This is a genomic window from Erwinia sp. HDF1-3R (genome assembly GCF_039621855.1).
Taxonomy (GTDB): Bacteria; Pseudomonadota; Gammaproteobacteria; order Enterobacterales; family Enterobacteriaceae; genus Erwinia.
This window is the reverse complement of the sequence record NZ_CP155071.1, coordinates 1,866,072-1,882,379: the sequence shown is the minus strand read 5'-3', so window position 1 is coordinate 1,882,379 and position 16,308 is coordinate 1,866,072. Positions and strand designations below refer to the sequence as shown.

The window sequence follows — 16,308 nt, the reverse complement described above, 5'->3', positions numbered from 1 at the left end:
AAGGAACCCGATCGTGAAGCTGTTTGCAAAAGTAACGGGTACCTTGATGCTCGTCGGCATAATGTTGCATAGCGCGCTGGCGGCCGACTCCCCTGCCCCTGAAACCTTCCGGATTGGTTATCAGAAAGGGTCGGTCAGTATGGTGCTGACAAAATCGCACCAGCTGCTGGAAAAGCGCTTCCCTGGCACGCACTTCAAATGGGTCGAATTCCCTGCGGGGCCACAAATGCTGGAAGCGCTTAACGTTAACAGTATCGATCTCGGCAGTACCGGCGATATTCCCCCTATTTTTGCCCAGGCTGCCGGGGCCGACCTGCTCTACGTCGGTCAGGAACCCCCTAAGCCCAGGGCTGAAGTGATTCTGGTGGCGAAAAACAGCCCTTATAAAACTGTTGCCGATCTGAAAGGCCATAAAGTGGCGCTACAGAAAGGCTCCAGCTCGCACAATCTGCTGCTCAGGGCGCTGGGGAAAGCCGGCCTGAAATTCAGCGACATTAAACCCGTCTGGCTAACGCCCGCCGATGCACGCGCGGCTTTCCAGCAGGGCGATGTCGATGCATGGGCCATCTGGGATCCCTACTACTCCGCCGCGCTGTTGCAGGGCGGCGTGCGTGTGCTTACCGACGGCAGCCAGCTTAATCAAACCGGTTCGTTCTATCTGGCTACGCGTTCATTTACCGAGGCCCACGGCGCGTTTATCAGCCAGGTGCTGGAGACGTTCAGCCAGGCAGATGCGTTGACCCAAAGCGACCGCGATAACAGTATCGCCCTGCTGTCCAGCACCATGGGCCTGCCGAAAGCGGTCATCGCCAGCTATCTGGATCACCGTCCGCCAACGACGATTACCCCCGTCAGCGACAAAACGGAAAAAACGCAGCAGCAGACCGCCGATTTATTCTATGCCAACCATTTAATGCCGGTGAAGGTGGATATTTCCAGCCGCATCTGGCACGCCCCCACCGTGAACTGATTAAGGAGTTACGCGATGAGTCTTTCCGTTTTCTGGTTTCTTCCTACCCACGGTGATGGTCACTATCTGGGCACCGCCGAAGGGGCACGCCCGGTCGATCACGGCTATCTGCAACAGGTAGCGCAGGCTGCGGACAGGCTGGGTTTTGGTGGGGTATTGATCCCTACCGGACGCTCCTGTGAAGATGCCTGGCTGGTCGCGGCATCACTGATCCCGGTCACCCAGCGGCTGCGCTTTCTGGTGGCGCTGCGCCCCGGCGTGATTTCACCCACCCAGGCCGCCCGTCAGGCCGCCACGCTTGACCGTTTATCGAATGGTCGCGCGCTGTTCAACCTGGTCACCGGCGGCGATGCCGACGAGCTGGCCGGTGACGGCGTGTTCCTCGATCATCGTGAGCGCTATGAAGAATCGGCGGAATTTACCCGCATCTGGCGTCGCGTGCTGGAGGGCGAGACGGTGGACTATGAAGGTAAACACGTCAGGGTGCGCGGTGCGCGCCTGATGTTTAAGCCAGTACAGCAGCCGCGTCCTCCACTCTGGTTTGGCGGTTCCTCAGAGCCAGCCCAGGATCTGGCCGCCGAACAGGTCGATGTCTATCTGACCTGGGGCGAGCCCCCCGCGCAGGTCAAAGAGAAGATTGAGCAGGTCCGCGCCAAAGCGGCGGCGCAGGGCCGTAGCGTTAAATTTGGCATTCGCCTGCATGTGATCGTTCGCGAGACGAATGAAGAAGCCTGGCGCGCCGCCGACCGCCTGATCTCCCATCTGGATGATGCCACCATCGCCAGAGCGCAGGCCGCGCTGGCGCGAACGGACTCCGTCGGCCAGCAGCGTATGGCGGCCCTGCACGGAGGGCGCAGGGACAAGCTGGAAATCAGTCCCAACCTCTGGGCCGGCGTTGGACTGGTGCGCGGCGGTGCCGGAACGGCACTGGTGGGGGATGGCGAAACGGTAGCCGCCCGGATGCAGGAGTATGCCGACCTGGGCATTGAAACCTTCATTCTCTCCGGCTATCCGCACCTTGAGGAAGCTTACCGCGTGGGTGAACTGCTGTTCCCCCACCTGGATCTTGAGGTGCCAGAAATTCCCCAGCCCCGGGCAGTCGTCGCTCACGGCGAAGCGGTAGCCCATGATTTTGCCCCACAAAAAGTCTCCCAGAGCTGAGGTAACCATGAACAAGCAGCTTAAGCGTATCAACAATCAGCTTATTCCCTGGGCGCTGCCGATCGCGCTGGTGGTGGTGTGGCAGATTGCCTCACAAACCGGTTGGCTCTCTAACCGAATTTTGCCTTCGCCGGAGGCGATCGTGGTGACCTTCTGGCACCTGACGGTCAGCGGTGAGCTGTGGCAGCACCTGGCCATCAGCAGCTGGCGAGCGGCCGTTGGTTTCGGCATCGGCGGGTCCATCGGGCTGATTCTTGGCCTGATAACCGGCATGTCCCGCCTTGGGGAGCGTCTGCTGGACACCTCAATTCAGATGCTGCGTAACGTTCCGCATCTGGCGCTGATCCCGCTGGTTATCCTCTGGTTCGGCATCGACGAATCGGCCAAAATTTTCCTGGTGGCCCTCGGCACCATGTTCCCCATTTATCTCAACACCTATCACGGCATCCGCAATATTGACCGGGGGCTGGTGGAGATGGCACGCAGCTATGGGCTTTCTGGCTGGAGTCTGTTTATTCAGGTGGTGCTGCCGGGCGCGCTGCCGTCAATTATGGTTGGCGTACGCTTCGCGCTGGGTTTGATGTGGCTGACGCTAATCGTGGCTGAAACCATCTCAGCGAACTCCGGGATTGGCTATCTGGCCATGAACGCCCGTGAGTTTTTACAAACCGATGTGGTGGTGGTCGCCATTATTTTATACGCCCTGCTGGGCAAGCTGGCCGACGTCAGCGCGCTGCTGCTTGAACGCTGGTGGCTGCGCTGGCATCCCGCTTATCAACTGAAGGAGGATTTCGCATGAGTGACGTTAACACCTCTCCCGCGCGTCTTAATGCCGGAACGCCTCTGGCGATTAACGGCGTAAGCAAGCAGTACAATGGTCGTACGGTGCTGAATGACATTAATCTGCATATCCCCTCCGGCCAGTTTGTGGCGGTAGTCGGACGCAGCGGCTGCGGTAAAAGCACCCTGCTGCGCCTGCTGGCCGGACTGGAAAAGACCTCGACCGGCGCACTTTTAGCCGGCAGTGCGCCGCTTAGCCAGGCGAAAGACGACACCCGGCTGATGTTTCAGGATGCGCGCCTGCTGCCGTGGAAAAGCGTAATTGATAACGTCGGGCTGGGCCTTAAAGGGCGCGCCTGGAAAGAGGCGGCGCGGCAGGCGCTGGAGGCTGTGGGCCTCGCAGAGCGCGCAGCAGAGTGGCCTGCGGCACTGTCGGGCGGCCAGAAGCAGCGTGTGGCGCTGGCGCGTGCGCTGATCCACCGTCCCGGTCTGCTACTGCTGGATGAGCCGCTGGGGGCGCTGGATGCCCTGACGCGCATTGAAATGCAGGACCTGATCGAATCCCTGTGGCAGAAGCACCATTTTACCGTGCTGCTGGTCACCCACGACGTCAGCGAAGCGGTGGCAATGGCAGACCGTGTGCTGCTGATCGAAGAGGGAGAGATTGGGCTGGATTTAACCATCGATCTGCCCCGCCCTCGCCGTAAAGGTTCCGTCAGGCTGGCAGAGCTGGAAGCGAAGGTGCTGGACCGGGTGATGAAGCGCTCGCCTGCCGAAGCAGAAAAGCATTACGCACAGCGATAAAGCGTGCGCATCTTTGATGCCACGCCCGGGCAGCAGGACGACAGTCGTGAGGATTAGGATCTTATCCGGTCGCGGGCGGGTCTCACACGGCACCAATCCCTCCTTAAATAAAAAAACCGCCGCTTACCCGGTCAGTCATGCTGACAGGGAAGCGGCGGTTTGGCGCTTTTAGTGAATTCCGCCGTCGGCTAGCGCCGACCTTTAGGCATTGAGCGCTTTGGTTATCTTCTCGAAAAGATCGCCTGAGAGCTTCTCCAGCCCCTGTAGCTGTTCCAGCGCCTGGCGCATCAGCGTTTGACGCGACGCATCGTAGCGTTTAAGACGGATCAGCGGCTCAATCATTCTGGAGGCCACCTGCGGATTACGGGTGTTCAGATCGGTTAAAATCTCAACCAGGAACTGATAGCCGCTGCCGTCGGCCGCATGGAACGCCGCCGGATTGCCGGAAGCAAATGCGCCGATCAGCGATCGAATACGGTTTGGATTACTCAGGGTAAAGGATCGATGTCCGAGCAGCGCCTTAACCTGACTTAAGACGTCCGGCGCGGGGCTGGTCGCCTGCAGGGCAAACCACTTATCCATCACCAGGCCATCTTTATGCCAGCGGTTGTCAAAGGCTTCCAGTAGCGCATCCCGGCAGGGCAGCCCGGCTGCCACCGCCGCCGACATAGCAGCCAGCGAGTCAGTCATATTATTCGCCTGCTCAAACTGCGCGGTAACCACTTTTTCCGCCAGCGCCTCGTCGCCAAAGGCCAGATAGCCCAGACAGACGTTTTTCAGCGCGCGCTTCGCCATGTCAGCATGTTCAACCCGATACGTCAGAGTATGGTGCGCGTTATAAATCGCCAGCCATTCGTCAGCCAGTTCGGTTGCCAGCAGGCGCACCAGCGCGGCGCGCACGTCAGAAATTGCCTGTGGATCGATTATCTCGAACAGCTCGGCAATTTCATTCTCGCCCGGCAGCGAGAGGATCAGCGCCATCAGCGCCGGATCGCTGTTCTCTTCCAGCAGCACGGCGCGGAAAGCATCGGCAACGTGGAGCGGCAAAGAGAGCGGCTGGCCCTGCTGATAGCGTGCAACGTTGAGACGAATATAGATTGCCAGCAGGCTCTGTGCCGCATCCCAGCGGGCAAAGTCATTACGTGCGTGACGCATCAGGAAGGTGAGCTGCGCATCGCTCCAGTTATACTCCAGCTTCACCGGCGCAGAGAATTCGCGCAGCAGAGAGGGTACCGGCTGGAAGTAGACTTTATCGAAAACGAACGACTGGAACTCTTCCGTCACGTTCAGTACGTGATGCACCGGATGCCCATTGTGCTGAAGCGGGATCACCCTGCCCTCGGCATCGTACAGTTCGATATCGAGCGGAATATGCAGCGGCAGCTTCTCTTTCTGATCGGCCGTCGGCGGCGTCACCTGGGTGACGTGCAGCGTATACTGCTCCAGTTCAGGGTTGTAGTCATCGCGCACGGTCAGCACCGGCGTGCCGGACTGGCTGTACCAGCGACGGAACTGGGAGAGATCGACGTTGGACGCGTCCTCCAGCGCCTGCACAAATTCATCGCAGGTGGCTGCGCTGCCGTCGTGGCGCTCGAAGTAGAGCTGAATGCCCTTCTGGAAGTTCTCTTCACCCAACAGGGTGTGCAGCATGCGGATCACTTCTGAACCTTTCTCATACACCGTCAGGGTGTAGAAGTTGTTCATTTCGATCACCTGCTCAGGACGGATCGGATGCGCCATCGGACTGGCATCTTCAGCAAACTGGGCGCCACGCATAATGCGCACGTTGTCGATGCGGTTGACCGCACGCGACCCCAGATCGGAACTGAACTCCTGATCGCGGAACACCGTCAGCCCCTCTTTCAGGCTGAGCTGGAACCAGTCGCGGCAGGTGACGCGGTTGCCGGTCCAGTTATGGAAATATTCGTGACCGATCACCGCTTCAATGCCGAGATAGTCTTTATCGGTTGCCGTTTCCGCCTTCGCCAGCACGTATTTGGAGTTAAAGACGTTGAGGCCCTTATTTTCCATCGCACCCATATTAAAGAAATCGACGGCGACGATCATAAAGATATCCAGGTCGTACTCCAGACCGAAACGCTCCTCGTCCCATTTCATGCTGTTTTTGAGCGAGGTCATCGCCCAGTCGGCGCGATCGAGATTACCGCGATCGACAAAGATCTCCAGCGCGACGTCGCGGCCAGAGCGCGTTCTGAAGCTGTCGCGCAGCACATCGAAATCGCCCGCAACCAGCGCAAACAGATAGCAGGGTTTAGGGAAAGGATCTTCCCACTTCATCCAGTGACGCCCGTCTTCCATCTGGCCGCCATCTACGCGGTTACCGTTAGAGAGCAGGAAGGGATAGCGTGTTTGTTCAGCAATGATGGTGGTGGTAAAACGCGCCAGCACGTCCGGCCGGTCAAGGTACCAGGTGATATTGCGAAAGCCTTCGGCCTCGCACTGGGTGCAGAGCGCATCGCCGGATTTGTACAGGCCATCCAGCGCGGTATTTTGATCCGGATGAATGTCGTTGACGATTTTCAGAGTGAACGCGTCGGGAAGCTGGCTGATATACAGCGCATCCGGCTCCTGGCGATAGTGCGGCCAGGGGGTGTCGTCGATCGTCAGCGAAATGAGCGTCAGATTCTCGCCATCAAGACGTAATTCACCTGCCGCCGGATTCAGCCGTTTGATCTGGCTGATGGCGGTGACCTGCGTTGTGCTGGCATCCAGGATAAACGTCAGGTCAATATCGGTGATGGTATAATCGGGTGCACGGTAATCATGGCGATTTTTGGCTTGCGGCAGTTGCGTCATAGGGCGTTCTCACGTCGACAATTAGTTAATCATTTCAAGTCTATTCCTGTTAGCGACATGTTGCCACGTACAATCCTGTCCCGACAGAAATAAAGCGCCCTAAATACACATTTCATTAACAAGCGCACAGATTGCCCTCGACCTGAACCGATGATTTATGCTGTGATTGAGTTCAATAAATGAGGATTCACGTTATACTCCTGCGTCTTTACTATTTTGAACCAGGGATAACGCTCTTCGCCAGAGGATGCTGAAACGCACCATGACACGACATGATTCCCCGATATTGACGACGTTGCTTGATACGGATGCCTACAAGCTGCACATGCAACAGGCAGTGTTCCATCGTTACCAGAACGTCCCCGTAGTGGCGGAATTCCGCTGCCGGGGTGACGATTTGCTGGGTATTTATGCCGATGAAATTAGAGAACAAATCGACATGATGCGCACGCTGGCGTTGACCGGCGACGAAGCAAACTATCTGGCAGAGCTGCCTTTTTTCAAAATGGATTATCTCACCTGGCTAAAGCAGTTTCGTTACGATCCCAGCCAGGTACGCGTTCGCAACCATCACGGCAAGCTGGATATCCGCATCAGCGGAAGCTGGCTTGAGGTCATCATGTGGGAAGTCCCCCTGCTGGCGCTGATAAGCGAAGTGGTCCATCGCCACCGATCCCCAGGGGTGCAGACCGCCATGGCGGTTGACCGTCTGAACAGCAAGCTGGCTGATTTCAGCAGGCTGACCGATTCGATGGATATGTCGCGCTTTAAGCTGATGGATTTTGGCACGCGCCGCCGCTTCTCGGGCGACGTGCAGCGCGCGATTGTCAGCACGCTTAAGCAGCACGTCCCCTGGCTGGTCGGCTCCAGCAACTATGATGTTGCGCGCAGTCTGGCGCTACCGCCGGTGGGAACCCAGGCGCATGAATGGTTTCAGGCCCATCAGCAGATTAGCCCGGTGCTGGCAAACAGCCAGCGCGCGGCTCTCCAGGCGTGGCTTGATGAGTACCCTGATAATCTGGGTATCGCACTGACCGACTGCATTACTATGGATGCCTTTTTGCGCGACTTTGGCCAGACGTTTGCTAACCGTTATCAGGGTCTGCGCCATGACTCCGGCGACCCGGTGGAATGGGGTGAAAAAGCGATCGCCCATTATGAAACGCTGGGCATCGATCCGAAAACCAAAACGCTGGTGTTCTCGGATAACCTCGATCTGGCAAAAGCGGTCGATCTCTATGCGCATTTTGGGCAACGGGCAGACGTCATCTTTGGCATCGGCACCCGCCTGACCTGCGACATCCCTCAGGTTAAGCCGCTGAATATTGTTATTAAGCTGGTGGAGTGCAACGGCAAACCGGTCGCTAAGCTCTCCGACAGCCCGGGCAAAACAATTTGTCAGGATAAAGCCTTCGTTCGCGCCCTGCGCAAGGCGTTTGATCTGCCGCTGGTCAAGAAAGCCAGTTAACCCTTGCGTCATTAAGAGAAGAGGTCTCCCCTCTTCTCTTATCCTTCTCTCTTTCGTTAAGAAATCTCCCACCCGATAACGAATTCTTCTTGTGTCTCGCCAGTCGGCAAGTAACATAGCATCACCCCAATTTAGGGTAATAACTTCCCCTTCTGAATAATAGTGAGAGACTTTTATGAGCGTTGTGCCTGTAGCGGATGTACTGCATGGCCGGGTCGCGGTTGACAGTGAAGTCACCGTACGCGGCTGGGTGCGTACAAGAAGAGATTCAAAAGCCGGTATTTCCTTCATTGCCGTGTATGACGGCTCCTGCTTTAATCCCGTCCAGGCTGTCGTCAATAATGCGTTGAATAATTATCAGGATGAAGTCCTGCGCCTGACTACCGGCTGTTCGGTGGCGATCACCGGAAAAGTTGTTGAGTCACCGGGTGAAGGTCAAAGCTTTGAAATCCAGGCCACTGCCGTTGAGGTCGTCGGATGGGTTGACGATCCTGATACCTATCCCATGGCGGCAAAACGTCACAGTATTGAGTATCTGCGCGAAGTCGCCCACCTGCGCCCACGCACCAACCTGATTGGTGCCGTAGCCCGCGTTCGCCATACCCTGGCCCAGGCGCTGCATCGCTTCTTTGATGAGCAGGGCTTTTTCTGGGTTTCCACCCCGTTGATTACCGCGTCTGACACCGAAGGTGCCGGTGAAATGTTCCGCGTATCGACGCTGGACTTTGAAAACCTGCCGCGTACGCCAGAAGGTAAAGTCAATTTCGACGAAGACTTTTTCGGCAAAGAAGCCTTTCTGACCGTCTCCGGTCAGCTTAATGGCGAAACCTACGCCAGTGCGATTTCCAAAATCTATACCTTTGGCCCAACTTTCCGCGCGGAGAACTCCAACACCAGCCGCCACCTGGCCGAGTTTTGGATGCTGGAGCCGGAAGTGGCGTTTGCCGATCTGGAAGATAACGCAGCGCTGGCTGAGGCGATGCTGAAATACGTGTTTAAAGCGGTCCTGAACGAGCGTGCCGATGATATGGCTTTCTTCGCAGAGCGCGTAGACAAAGAAGCCATTTCTCGCCTGGAACAATTTGTAACGACGGATTTTGCTCAGGTCGATTACACCGACGCCATAGAGATTCTGATTGCCTGTGGCGAGAAGTTTGAGAATGCCGTTTCATGGGGCATTGACCTCTCCTCCGAACATGAACGCTACCTGGCTGAGAAACACTTCAAAGCCCCGGTAGTCGTCAAAAACTATCCTAAAGACATTAAGGCCTTCTACATGCGCCTGAATGATGATGGACGGACCGTTGCGGCTATGGACGTTCTTGCTCCGGGCATTGGTGAAATCATCGGGGGTTCACAGCGTGAAGAGCGGCTGGACGTTCTGGATGCGCGCCTGGCCGAAATGGGACTCAATAAAGAAGATTATTCCTGGTATCGCGATCTGCGTCGCTACGGCACCGTACCGCATTCAGGTTTCGGATTAGGTTTCGAACGTTTAATCGCTTATGTCACTGGCGTACAAAATGTAAGAGATGTTATCGCGTTCCCACGTACGCCGCGCAACGCCAGCTTCTGATTTCAGCATTAAATATAAGAAATTCATATATATAAATAAGGTCAGCCTCGCTGGCCTTTTTTTATTTTTGTAAATCATGAGATGCTTCACAAAGTTCAGTGATTTTTACATCTTGTAATACATATTTTCTAATTGTAACCAGAATACGAGATTAGTAGCATTTTCGGGCTAGATTAACCGCGCTGCGAATGGAAAGATGCGTGCAGACACAGGAAGACACCAAACTCTCTTCGGGGTTCTGTAAAGAATTGTTGACGGCAGTGGCAGGTGTCCAAATAACTCCAATGAGGGTAATAAAAATGATGAAGCGCAACATTCTGGCACTGGTTATCCCGGCACTTTTAGCAGCAGGCGCAGCCAATGCAGCAGAAATTTATAATAAAGACGGCAACAAGCTGGACCTGTACGGTAAAGCGGTTGGTCTGCACTATTTTTCTGATAACGACAGCAATGATGGCGATCAGTCATACGTTCGTTTTGGTTTTAAAGGCGAAACGCAGATCAACGATATGTTGACCGGTTACGGCCAGTGGGAATACAACTTTAACGCCAACAATTCTGAAGGTTCTGATGCGCAGAGCGGTAACAAGACGCGTCTGGGCTTCGCCGGTCTGAAATTCGCTCAGTACGGCTCAATCGATTATGGCCGTAACTACAGCCTGCTGTACGATCCAATGGGCTGGACGGATATGCTGCCAGAATTCGGCGGTGACTCAGCTTATACCGACGAAGGTATCCTGGGTGGCCGTACCACTGGTGTCCTGACCTATCGTAATACTAACTTCTTTGGCCTGGTTGATGGATGGGACTTCGCTCTCCAGTATCAGGGTAAAAACGACCGTGACGATACCCGTCGTTCAAACGGTGATGGCTACGCCATCTCTACCAGCTACACCTCACCAGTGGGTCTGGGCGTGTCCGGTGCCTATGGTTCCTATGACCGTACCAACGCTCAGGCCTCTGGCGTTCGTACTCTGAATGACAGCAGCGGCAATGCGGTACTTGACGCAAATGGCAACGACGTCACCATTAACAATGGTGCAGGCAAGCGCGCTGAAGCATGGGCAACGGCCATCAAGTATGACGCTAACAGCGTTTACCTGGCTGCAATGTACGGTGAAACGCGTAACGCTACGCCGTTTACCAGCTCTCAGGTAACGTTCAGCAACAATCAGACCGGCAGCATCAGTTCTTTTGCTAACAAAGCACAGAACATTGAGCTGGTTGCACAGTACCAGTTCGATTTCGGCCTGCGTCCTTCACTGGGCTACGTTCAGTCTAAAGGCAAAGACATCGGCAACGGTATTGGCGATGCTGACCTGATCAAATACGCTGACGTTGGTGCGACTTACTACTTCAACAAAAACATGTCTACCTACGTTGACTACCAGATCAACCTGCTGAAAGACAACAACCCTCTGGGTCTGAACACCGATGACACCGTAGCAGTAGGCCTGGTTTACCAGTTCTAATTGCTCTGTGGGATGGCCTGCTCATCTCCACGCTGTCATTAAATGGGGCTTCGGCCCCATTTTTATTTGTTCCGCAAGACAGAAGAATTGACGCTCGCGCTCCACATCATTCCGCTTCAATTAAATACAACACGTCCCGCCCATTGCCCGATATCTGTCAGCCTAACGTGAAAAGCGAGCAATTTATTATCCACTGGTGCTGACATGAATAAATTTACTTCCCCTGTTTTCCCCCGCAAACGGTTGGCATTTTGTGCCCTCAGGCGGTAATCTGGATGCACACTTCGTTTCAGATGACGCTAACGGAATTTGACTATGTTTGAACGCATTGCAGCAGCACCCGCCGACCCCATCCTTGGTTTAGCCGATCTTTTTCGCGCCGACGATCGTCCAAATAAGATCAATCTCGGCATTGGCGTCTATAAAGACGAAACCGGTAATACACCCGTGCTGACCAGCGTAAAAAAAGCTGAGCAGCACCTGCTGGAAAACGAAAAGACTAAAAACTATCTGAGCATTGATGGACTGGCCGATTTTGCCCGCTGCACCCAGGCGCTACTCTTCGGCGAAGAAAGTACGGTTATCAGCAGCCAGCGCGCGCGTACCGCGCAGACACCCGGTGGCACCGGTGCGCTTCGCGTAGCAGCCGATTTTATTTCGACCCAGACTGGCGCAAAGCGTATCTGGATCAGCAATCCAAGCTGGCCGAATCATAAAAATGTTTTCGAGGCTGCTGGTCTGGAGGTCTGCGAATATCAGTATTACGATGCGGCCACACATTCGCTCGATTTCGACGGTATGCTAAGCACTCTGCGTGGCGCAAAAGCGGGTGATATCGTACTTTTCCACGGCTGCTGTCATAACCCTACCGGCGTTGATCCTTCCGCCGAACAGTGGGCAACACTGGCTGAAGTTTCCCAGGCCAGCGGCTGGCTGCCCCTGTTTGACTTCGCCTATCAGGGCTTTGCCCGTGGTCTTGAGGAAGATGCTGAAGGCCTGCGTATTTTCGCTGCCAGCCATCAGGAGCTGTTGGTCGCCAGCTCATACTCGAAGAATTTTGGCCTGTATAATGAGCGCGTCGGGGCGCTGACCCTTGTCGCCAGCGACGCCGCCGTTGCCACTACCGCTTTTAGCCAGGTTAAATACACTATCCGGGCTAACTACTCTAACCCGCCAGCACACGGCGCAGCGGTGGTAGCCACCATTCTGAGCAATAAGGCGCTGCGTGCCATCTGGGAGCAGGAGCTGACCGATATGCGCCAGCGTATCCACCGTATGCGCCAGCTGTTTGTGAATACGCTGCAGGAGAAAGGCGCGAAAGGCGATTTCCGCTTTATCATCAGCCAGAACGGTATGTTTTCATTCAGCGGCCTGAGTAAAGATCAGGTGATTCGCCTGCGCGAGGAGTTTGGCGTTTATGCGGTTAATTCCGGCCGCGTTAACGTTGCGGGGATGACGCCGGATAATATGTCACCGCTTTGCGAAGCCATCGTGGCGGTTCTTTAAGGGCATTACGGTACGCGGCAAAGGCTGGGGGTGTCGCCTGCGGGGGGGCCCGGTGCGGCAAAGGCTGGGGTGTCGCCAACGGGTGGGGGTGTCGCCAACGGGTGGGGATGTCGCCAACGGGTGGGGATGTCGCCAACGGGTGGGGATGTCGCCAACGGGTGGGGATGTCGCCAACGGGTGGGGCCCGGTGCCTGGCGGTCCTCACGCCGCGCGTGGCGCGGTTCCTTCGTTCCGCTCGTCGACCTTTCGGACCGGGCATGACGGGACATCCCTGTCCCGGCATGCCCTTGTGCCAGCATCCCTGCTGGCCCATCCGGGTCTTACTCTCTTCACTCAGCGCTGCGGATTGCCTGTCACCGGGCCCCACCCGCCTGCTCCTTTTGCCTAAACTGGCTGCGGGTAACGGCAGTTTCAGGTGTTACAGGAGATCATTCGCCTGTGGTTCAAACAAACATAACTATACAAGTAAGACAACTTCCGTGCTAAAGGCTTAGAGCCGTCGCCTGCGGACGGTGTCCGGTGCGACAAAGATTGGGGCACCACTCACCTGCTCCTTCGCATTGTACTGGTTGAGAGCAACAGCGGTTTAGGGTGTTACAGGGAACCCTTCAGCAGGTTAGAAAAAGAATAGGACCAGGCAAACAAGAAAGCCGGTTTGCTTAAAATCGGCTCAAAAGCCTACGCGTTAGTACGGCCTAACTGGAAGTGGTTAAGATATCTGTAGACATTTGAACGTGTACACCAAAAGCGACTCAGTAGCCTGCGGAAAGTCATACGGTTTCAAACAAAGCGGCTCAGAAGCCTGAGAGGTGGATAATCCCTGCGGGTGACGGGCAATCCGCAGCGCTGCGGCGAAGACGGAGGGCCAGGCGAGGGCAGCAGGGATGCTGCACTCAGGAAGCGGCGGGCAGGACGCCCGCTCGCGACCGGGCCGTCCGGCCTGGCGTCGGAGCCAAAGGCACCACGCAACGCGTGGCGTGAGGACGCCCGGCAAACGCTGGGATTATCCACCGGAACCGCAGATATCACAGCCTGCAAAACTAACCCACAAACCATGGAATTATCCACCGGAACAGCAGGTATCACCGCCTGCAAAACTAACCCACAAACCATAGGATTATCATCCGGCACAGCAGATATCGTAGCCTGTATAACCAACCGACAACCACCAGGATTGTCCTCCGGCACAGCAGGTATCGCAGCCGATACAACTGATCAGCGGGCGCTGGGATTGCCCGCGAAATAACGGATATTGCGGCTCGCCAGCCTCATTACAGTGCGCTAACGGGTGGCACAAAAAACCGACGTTGTTAACTTAAAGCGGCTCAAAAGCCTGCGCACGAACAGCGCTTAACTGGAAATCGATCAGATAGCTGGCCAGATAAACGGGTTTACTCAAAGCGGCTCAGAAGCCTGAGAGGTGGATAATCCCAGCGGGTTACGGGCATTCCGCAGCGCTGCGGCGAAGACGGAGGGCCAGGCGAGGGCAGCAGGGATGCTGCACTCAAAGAGCGGCAGCACGCCCGCTCGCGACCGGGCCGTCCGGCCTGGCGTCGGAGCCAAAGGCACCACGCAACGCGTGGCGTGAGGACGCCCGTCACACGCTGGGATTATCCACCGGAACAGCAGATATCACAGCCTACAAAGCTAACCCACAAACCATGGAATTATCCACCGGAGCAGCAGGTATCACCGCCTGCAAAACTAACCCACAAACCATAGGATTATCATCCGGCACAGCAGATATCGTAGCCTGTATAACCAACCGACAACCACCAGGATTGTCCTCCGGCACAGCAGGTATCGCAGCCGATACAACTGATCAGCGGGCGCTGGGATTGCGCGCGAAATAACGGATATTGCGGCTCGCCAGCCTCATTACAGTGCGCTAACGGGTGGCACAAAAAACCGACGTTGTTAACTTAAAGCGGCTCAAAAGCCTGCGCACGAACAGCGCTTAACTGGAAATCGATCAGATAGCTGGCCAGATAAACGGGTTTACTCAAAGCGGCTCGGAAGCCTGAGAGGTGGATAATCCCAGCGGGTGACGGGCATTCCGCAGCGCTGCGGCGAAGACGGAAGGCCAGGCGAGGGCAGCAGGGATGCTGCACTCAGGGAGCGGCGGGCAGGGATGCCCGCTCGCGACCGGGCCGTCCGGCCTGGCGTCGGAGCCAAAGGCACCACGCAACGCGTGGCGTGAGGACGCCCGTCACCCGCAGGGATTATCCACCGGAACAGCAGATATCACCGCCTGCAAAACTAACCCACAAACCATGGAATTATCCACCGGAAAAGCAGGTATCACCTGCCTGCAAAACTAACCCACAAACCATGGGATTATCATCCGGCATAGCAGATATCGCAGCCTGTATAACCAAACGCCAATCACCAGGATTGCCCTCCGGAACAGCAAATATCACCGCCTAAACATCTGGCCGACAACCGCTGGAATTGACCACCCGCCGGAAATACTACTGAAGAAAAGGGTTTGAAATACGCTCGCGTCCCAAAGTGGACTTAGGTCCGTGCCCGGGTAGAAAGGTTACGTCATCACCTAACGGCAAAAGCTTAGTTTTAATGGCTTTGATTAAATCGCTGTGGCTGCCCTGCGGGAAATCGGTACGTCCCACGCCACCATTGAAAATCACATCGCCCGAAATCAACAGGCGTGAAGTGCGATCGAAAAAGACAATATGGCCGGGGGTATGGCCAGGACAAAGCAGGATCTCAAGTAACAGATTGCCCACCTGCACGGTCTCGCCCTCTTCCAGCCAGCGGTCAGGCGTCAGCGGAGCGCAGTGGGGAAAACCAAACATCTGAGACTGTGTGGGCAACCCCTCAAGCCAGAAGGCATCCGCCTTATGCGGGCCAACTACCGGTACGCCGTATACCTTAGCCAGCTCTGCAGCGGCTCCCACGTGATCGAGATGACCGTGCGTCAGCAGGATCTGGCTGACGGTAACGCCCTGCTCCGCCACCTGCGCCTCTATTTTCCCGGCATCACCACCAGGATCGACAATCGCCGCCGTATGAGTCTCGGGGCACCAGATTAATGAACAGTTCTGCTCAAACGACGTCACCGGAATAGTTTGATAATTCATAACGCTCCATTACCGGCTCATCGGAGGACTTACCGGGATTTCATTACGACCAGCTCCGTACCGGGCCGGTATCAATATGCACAAAATTACTTCTCGGATAGTATCCTACACCACCCGCGCGCATGGAAAGCGCTGCCTTGCGAACATTGCTTAATGAAATACCTTCAATGTGGAAATCCATTGCCTGTCCGAGCGTGTGAAAACTGTGCTTCGCCACCCCTTTACTGTGAGTGCGCATGGCATTGTTAGTCGCCAGGGAACGATAACCCGAGATGAGCTGTACAGGTTTGCGGGTATCGAGCATCGCCTGGAGACGATAAAGGTGATCGAAGAGGCGGGGATCGATACTCTTAATTTGATTTGCCCGGTAGTCGCGGAAAAAATGATTTAGCCGCGTAAGCTCATCTTTATCATAGCTTTTGCCATTGAAAAACTCAGTCTTGAGCGTTTCACCCGTGTTGAGATTATTGAGTGTCAAAATGCGAGGACGGGAGGTGGAAAGCGAGGCGAAAGCCTGTCCGGGAAGCAGTGCACAACCGAGGGCTGCACCGCCCAGCGTCAGCCATCTGCGGCGTTGAGAGTCGAATTTATCCATCATTCAGTATTACCCAGCATAAATGGTTAGATAGAGTGCGAAATAGTTAATGTTCGCA

The 16,308-nt window shown here is 55.7% G+C and carries 14 protein-coding genes; 10 read left to right on the top strand and 4 right to left on the bottom strand.

What is annotated here, in order from left to right; genetic code table 11:
- The first annotated feature begins 13 nt into the window (after positions 1-13).
- From AAGR22_RS08625 to ssuB, 4 genes are read left to right on the top strand one after another with little or no spacing between them, the layout of a single operon-like run.
- Entirely contained in the window at positions 14-970 is a 957-nt protein-coding gene (locus AAGR22_RS08625) for a sulfonate ABC transporter substrate-binding protein (RefSeq protein WP_345831282.1), read from the top strand.
- Positions 971-985: 15 nt separating this feature from the next.
- Entirely contained in the window at positions 986-2,131 is a 1,146-nt protein-coding gene (ssuD, locus tag AAGR22_RS08620) for an FMNH2-dependent alkanesulfonate monooxygenase (protein ID WP_067702913.1), read from the top strand.
- A 7-nt stretch (positions 2,132-2,138) separates the two neighbouring features.
- The gene (gene ssuC, locus AAGR22_RS08615) at positions 2,139-2,930 is read left to right on the top strand and encodes an aliphatic sulfonate ABC transporter permease SsuC (protein ID WP_067702910.1); all 792 of its coding nucleotides are present in this window, start codon (positions 2,139-2,141) and stop codon (positions 2,928-2,930) included.
- Positions 2,927-3,715 (top strand): aliphatic sulfonates ABC transporter ATP-binding protein, encoded by a 789-nt coding sequence (gene ssuB, locus AAGR22_RS08610; protein ID WP_067702906.1) that lies wholly within the window; start codon positions 2,927-2,929, stop codon positions 3,713-3,715. Before ssuC ends, ssuB begins: the two co-directional genes overlap by 4 nt.
- Before the next feature lie 201 nt (positions 3,716-3,916).
- Here ssuB and pepN read toward each other — a convergent pair whose 3' ends face one another.
- Entirely contained in the window at positions 3,917-6,532 is a 2,616-nt protein-coding gene (pepN, locus tag AAGR22_RS08605) for an aminopeptidase N (RefSeq protein ID WP_067702903.1), read from the bottom strand.
- A 247-nt stretch (positions 6,533-6,779) separates the two neighbouring features.
- Between pepN and pncB the strand changes: the two genes are divergently transcribed.
- The 4 genes from pncB to AAGR22_RS08585 all read left to right on the top strand — a co-directional run bounded on the left by pncB (position 6,780) and on the right by AAGR22_RS08585 (position 12,554).
- Positions 6,780-8,000 (top strand): nicotinate phosphoribosyltransferase, encoded by a 1,221-nt coding sequence (gene pncB, locus AAGR22_RS08600; protein WP_067702900.1) that lies wholly within the window; start codon positions 6,780-6,782, stop codon positions 7,998-8,000.
- Positions 8,001-8,175: 175 nt separating this feature from the next.
- Positions 8,176-9,576 carry an asparagine--tRNA ligase gene (asnS, locus tag AAGR22_RS08595; protein ID WP_067702890.1) on the top strand — a complete coding sequence of 467 codons (1,401 nt, stop codon included), beginning with the start codon at positions 8,176-8,178 and terminating at the stop codon, positions 9,574-9,576.
- A gap of 299 nt (positions 9,577-9,875) precedes the next feature.
- Positions 9,876-11,048 carry a porin gene (locus AAGR22_RS08590; RefSeq protein WP_067702887.1) on the top strand — a complete coding sequence of 391 codons (1,173 nt, stop codon included), beginning with the start codon at positions 9,876-9,878 and terminating at the stop codon, positions 11,046-11,048.
- Between the two features lie 315 nt (positions 11,049-11,363).
- Positions 11,364-12,554, top strand: coding sequence for an amino acid aminotransferase (locus AAGR22_RS08585; RefSeq protein WP_345831281.1), 1,191 nt, complete (start codon positions 11,364-11,366; stop codon positions 12,552-12,554).
- Positions 12,555-13,334: 780 nt separating this feature from the next.
- On the opposite strand, the gene AAGR22_RS08580 is transcribed toward AAGR22_RS08585, so the two are convergent.
- Positions 13,335-13,565, bottom strand: a complete 231-nt coding sequence (locus tag AAGR22_RS08580; RefSeq protein WP_345831280.1) for a hypothetical protein — start codon at positions 13,563-13,565, stop codon at positions 13,335-13,337.
- Between the two features lie 409 nt (positions 13,566-13,974).
- Here AAGR22_RS08580 and AAGR22_RS08575 point away from each other — a divergent pair, with 409 nt between their 5' ends.
- Both AAGR22_RS08575 and AAGR22_RS08570 read left to right on the top strand, forming a co-directional pair.
- A complete protein-coding gene (locus tag AAGR22_RS08575; RefSeq protein ID WP_345831279.1) occupies positions 13,975-14,142 on the top strand; it encodes a hypothetical protein in 168 nt (55 codons plus the stop codon).
- Between the two features lie 514 nt (positions 14,143-14,656).
- On the top strand, positions 14,657-14,875 hold the full coding sequence (locus AAGR22_RS08570; RefSeq protein ID WP_345831278.1) for a hypothetical protein: 219 nt from the start codon (positions 14,657-14,659) through the stop codon (positions 14,873-14,875).
- 150 nt (positions 14,876-15,025) lie between these two features.
- Here AAGR22_RS08570 and AAGR22_RS08565 read toward each other — a convergent pair whose 3' ends face one another.
- Together AAGR22_RS08565 and AAGR22_RS08560 are read right to left on the bottom strand one after the other, a co-directional pair.
- Positions 15,026-15,655: an MBL fold metallo-hydrolase gene (locus tag AAGR22_RS08565; RefSeq protein WP_345831277.1), complete on the bottom strand. Its 630-nt coding sequence runs from the start codon at positions 15,653-15,655 to the stop codon at positions 15,026-15,028.
- A 43-nt stretch (positions 15,656-15,698) separates the two neighbouring features.
- Positions 15,699-16,250: a YcbK family protein gene (locus tag AAGR22_RS08560; RefSeq protein ID WP_067703703.1), complete on the bottom strand. Its 552-nt coding sequence runs from the start codon at positions 16,248-16,250 to the stop codon at positions 15,699-15,701.
- Between the last annotated feature and the right edge of the window lie 58 nt (positions 16,251-16,308).

Coding starts and splice junctions, on each gene's coding strand:
- ssuD (WP_067702913.1), top strand. CDS start 986: ATGAGTCTTTCCGTTTTCTGGTTTCTTCCTACCCACGGTGATGGTCAC.
- ssuC (WP_067702910.1), top strand. CDS start 2,139: ATGAACAAGCAGCTTAAGCGTATCAACAATCAGCTTATTCCCTGGGCG.
- ssuB (WP_067702906.1), top strand. CDS start 2,927: ATGAGTGACGTTAACACCTCTCCCGCGCGTCTTAATGCCGGAACGCCT.
- pepN (WP_067702903.1), bottom strand. CDS start 6,532: ATGACGCAACTGCCGCAAGCCAAAAATCGCCATGATTACCGTGCACCC.
- pncB (WP_067702900.1), top strand. CDS start 6,780: ATGCTGAAACGCACCATGACACGACATGATTCCCCGATATTGACGACG.
- asnS (WP_067702890.1), top strand. CDS start 8,176: ATGAGCGTTGTGCCTGTAGCGGATGTACTGCATGGCCGGGTCGCGGTT.
- AAGR22_RS08590 (WP_067702887.1), top strand. CDS start 9,876: ATGATGAAGCGCAACATTCTGGCACTGGTTATCCCGGCACTTTTAGCA.
- AAGR22_RS08585 (WP_345831281.1), top strand. CDS start 11,364: ATGTTTGAACGCATTGCAGCAGCACCCGCCGACCCCATCCTTGGTTTA.
- AAGR22_RS08570 (WP_345831278.1), top strand. CDS start 14,657: ATGCTGCACTCAGGGAGCGGCGGGCAGGGATGCCCGCTCGCGACCGGG.
- AAGR22_RS08565 (WP_345831277.1), bottom strand. CDS start 15,655: ATGAATTATCAAACTATTCCGGTGACGTCGTTTGAGCAGAACTGTTCA.
- AAGR22_RS08560 (WP_067703703.1), bottom strand. CDS start 16,250: ATGGATAAATTCGACTCTCAACGCCGCAGATGGCTGACGCTGGGCGGT.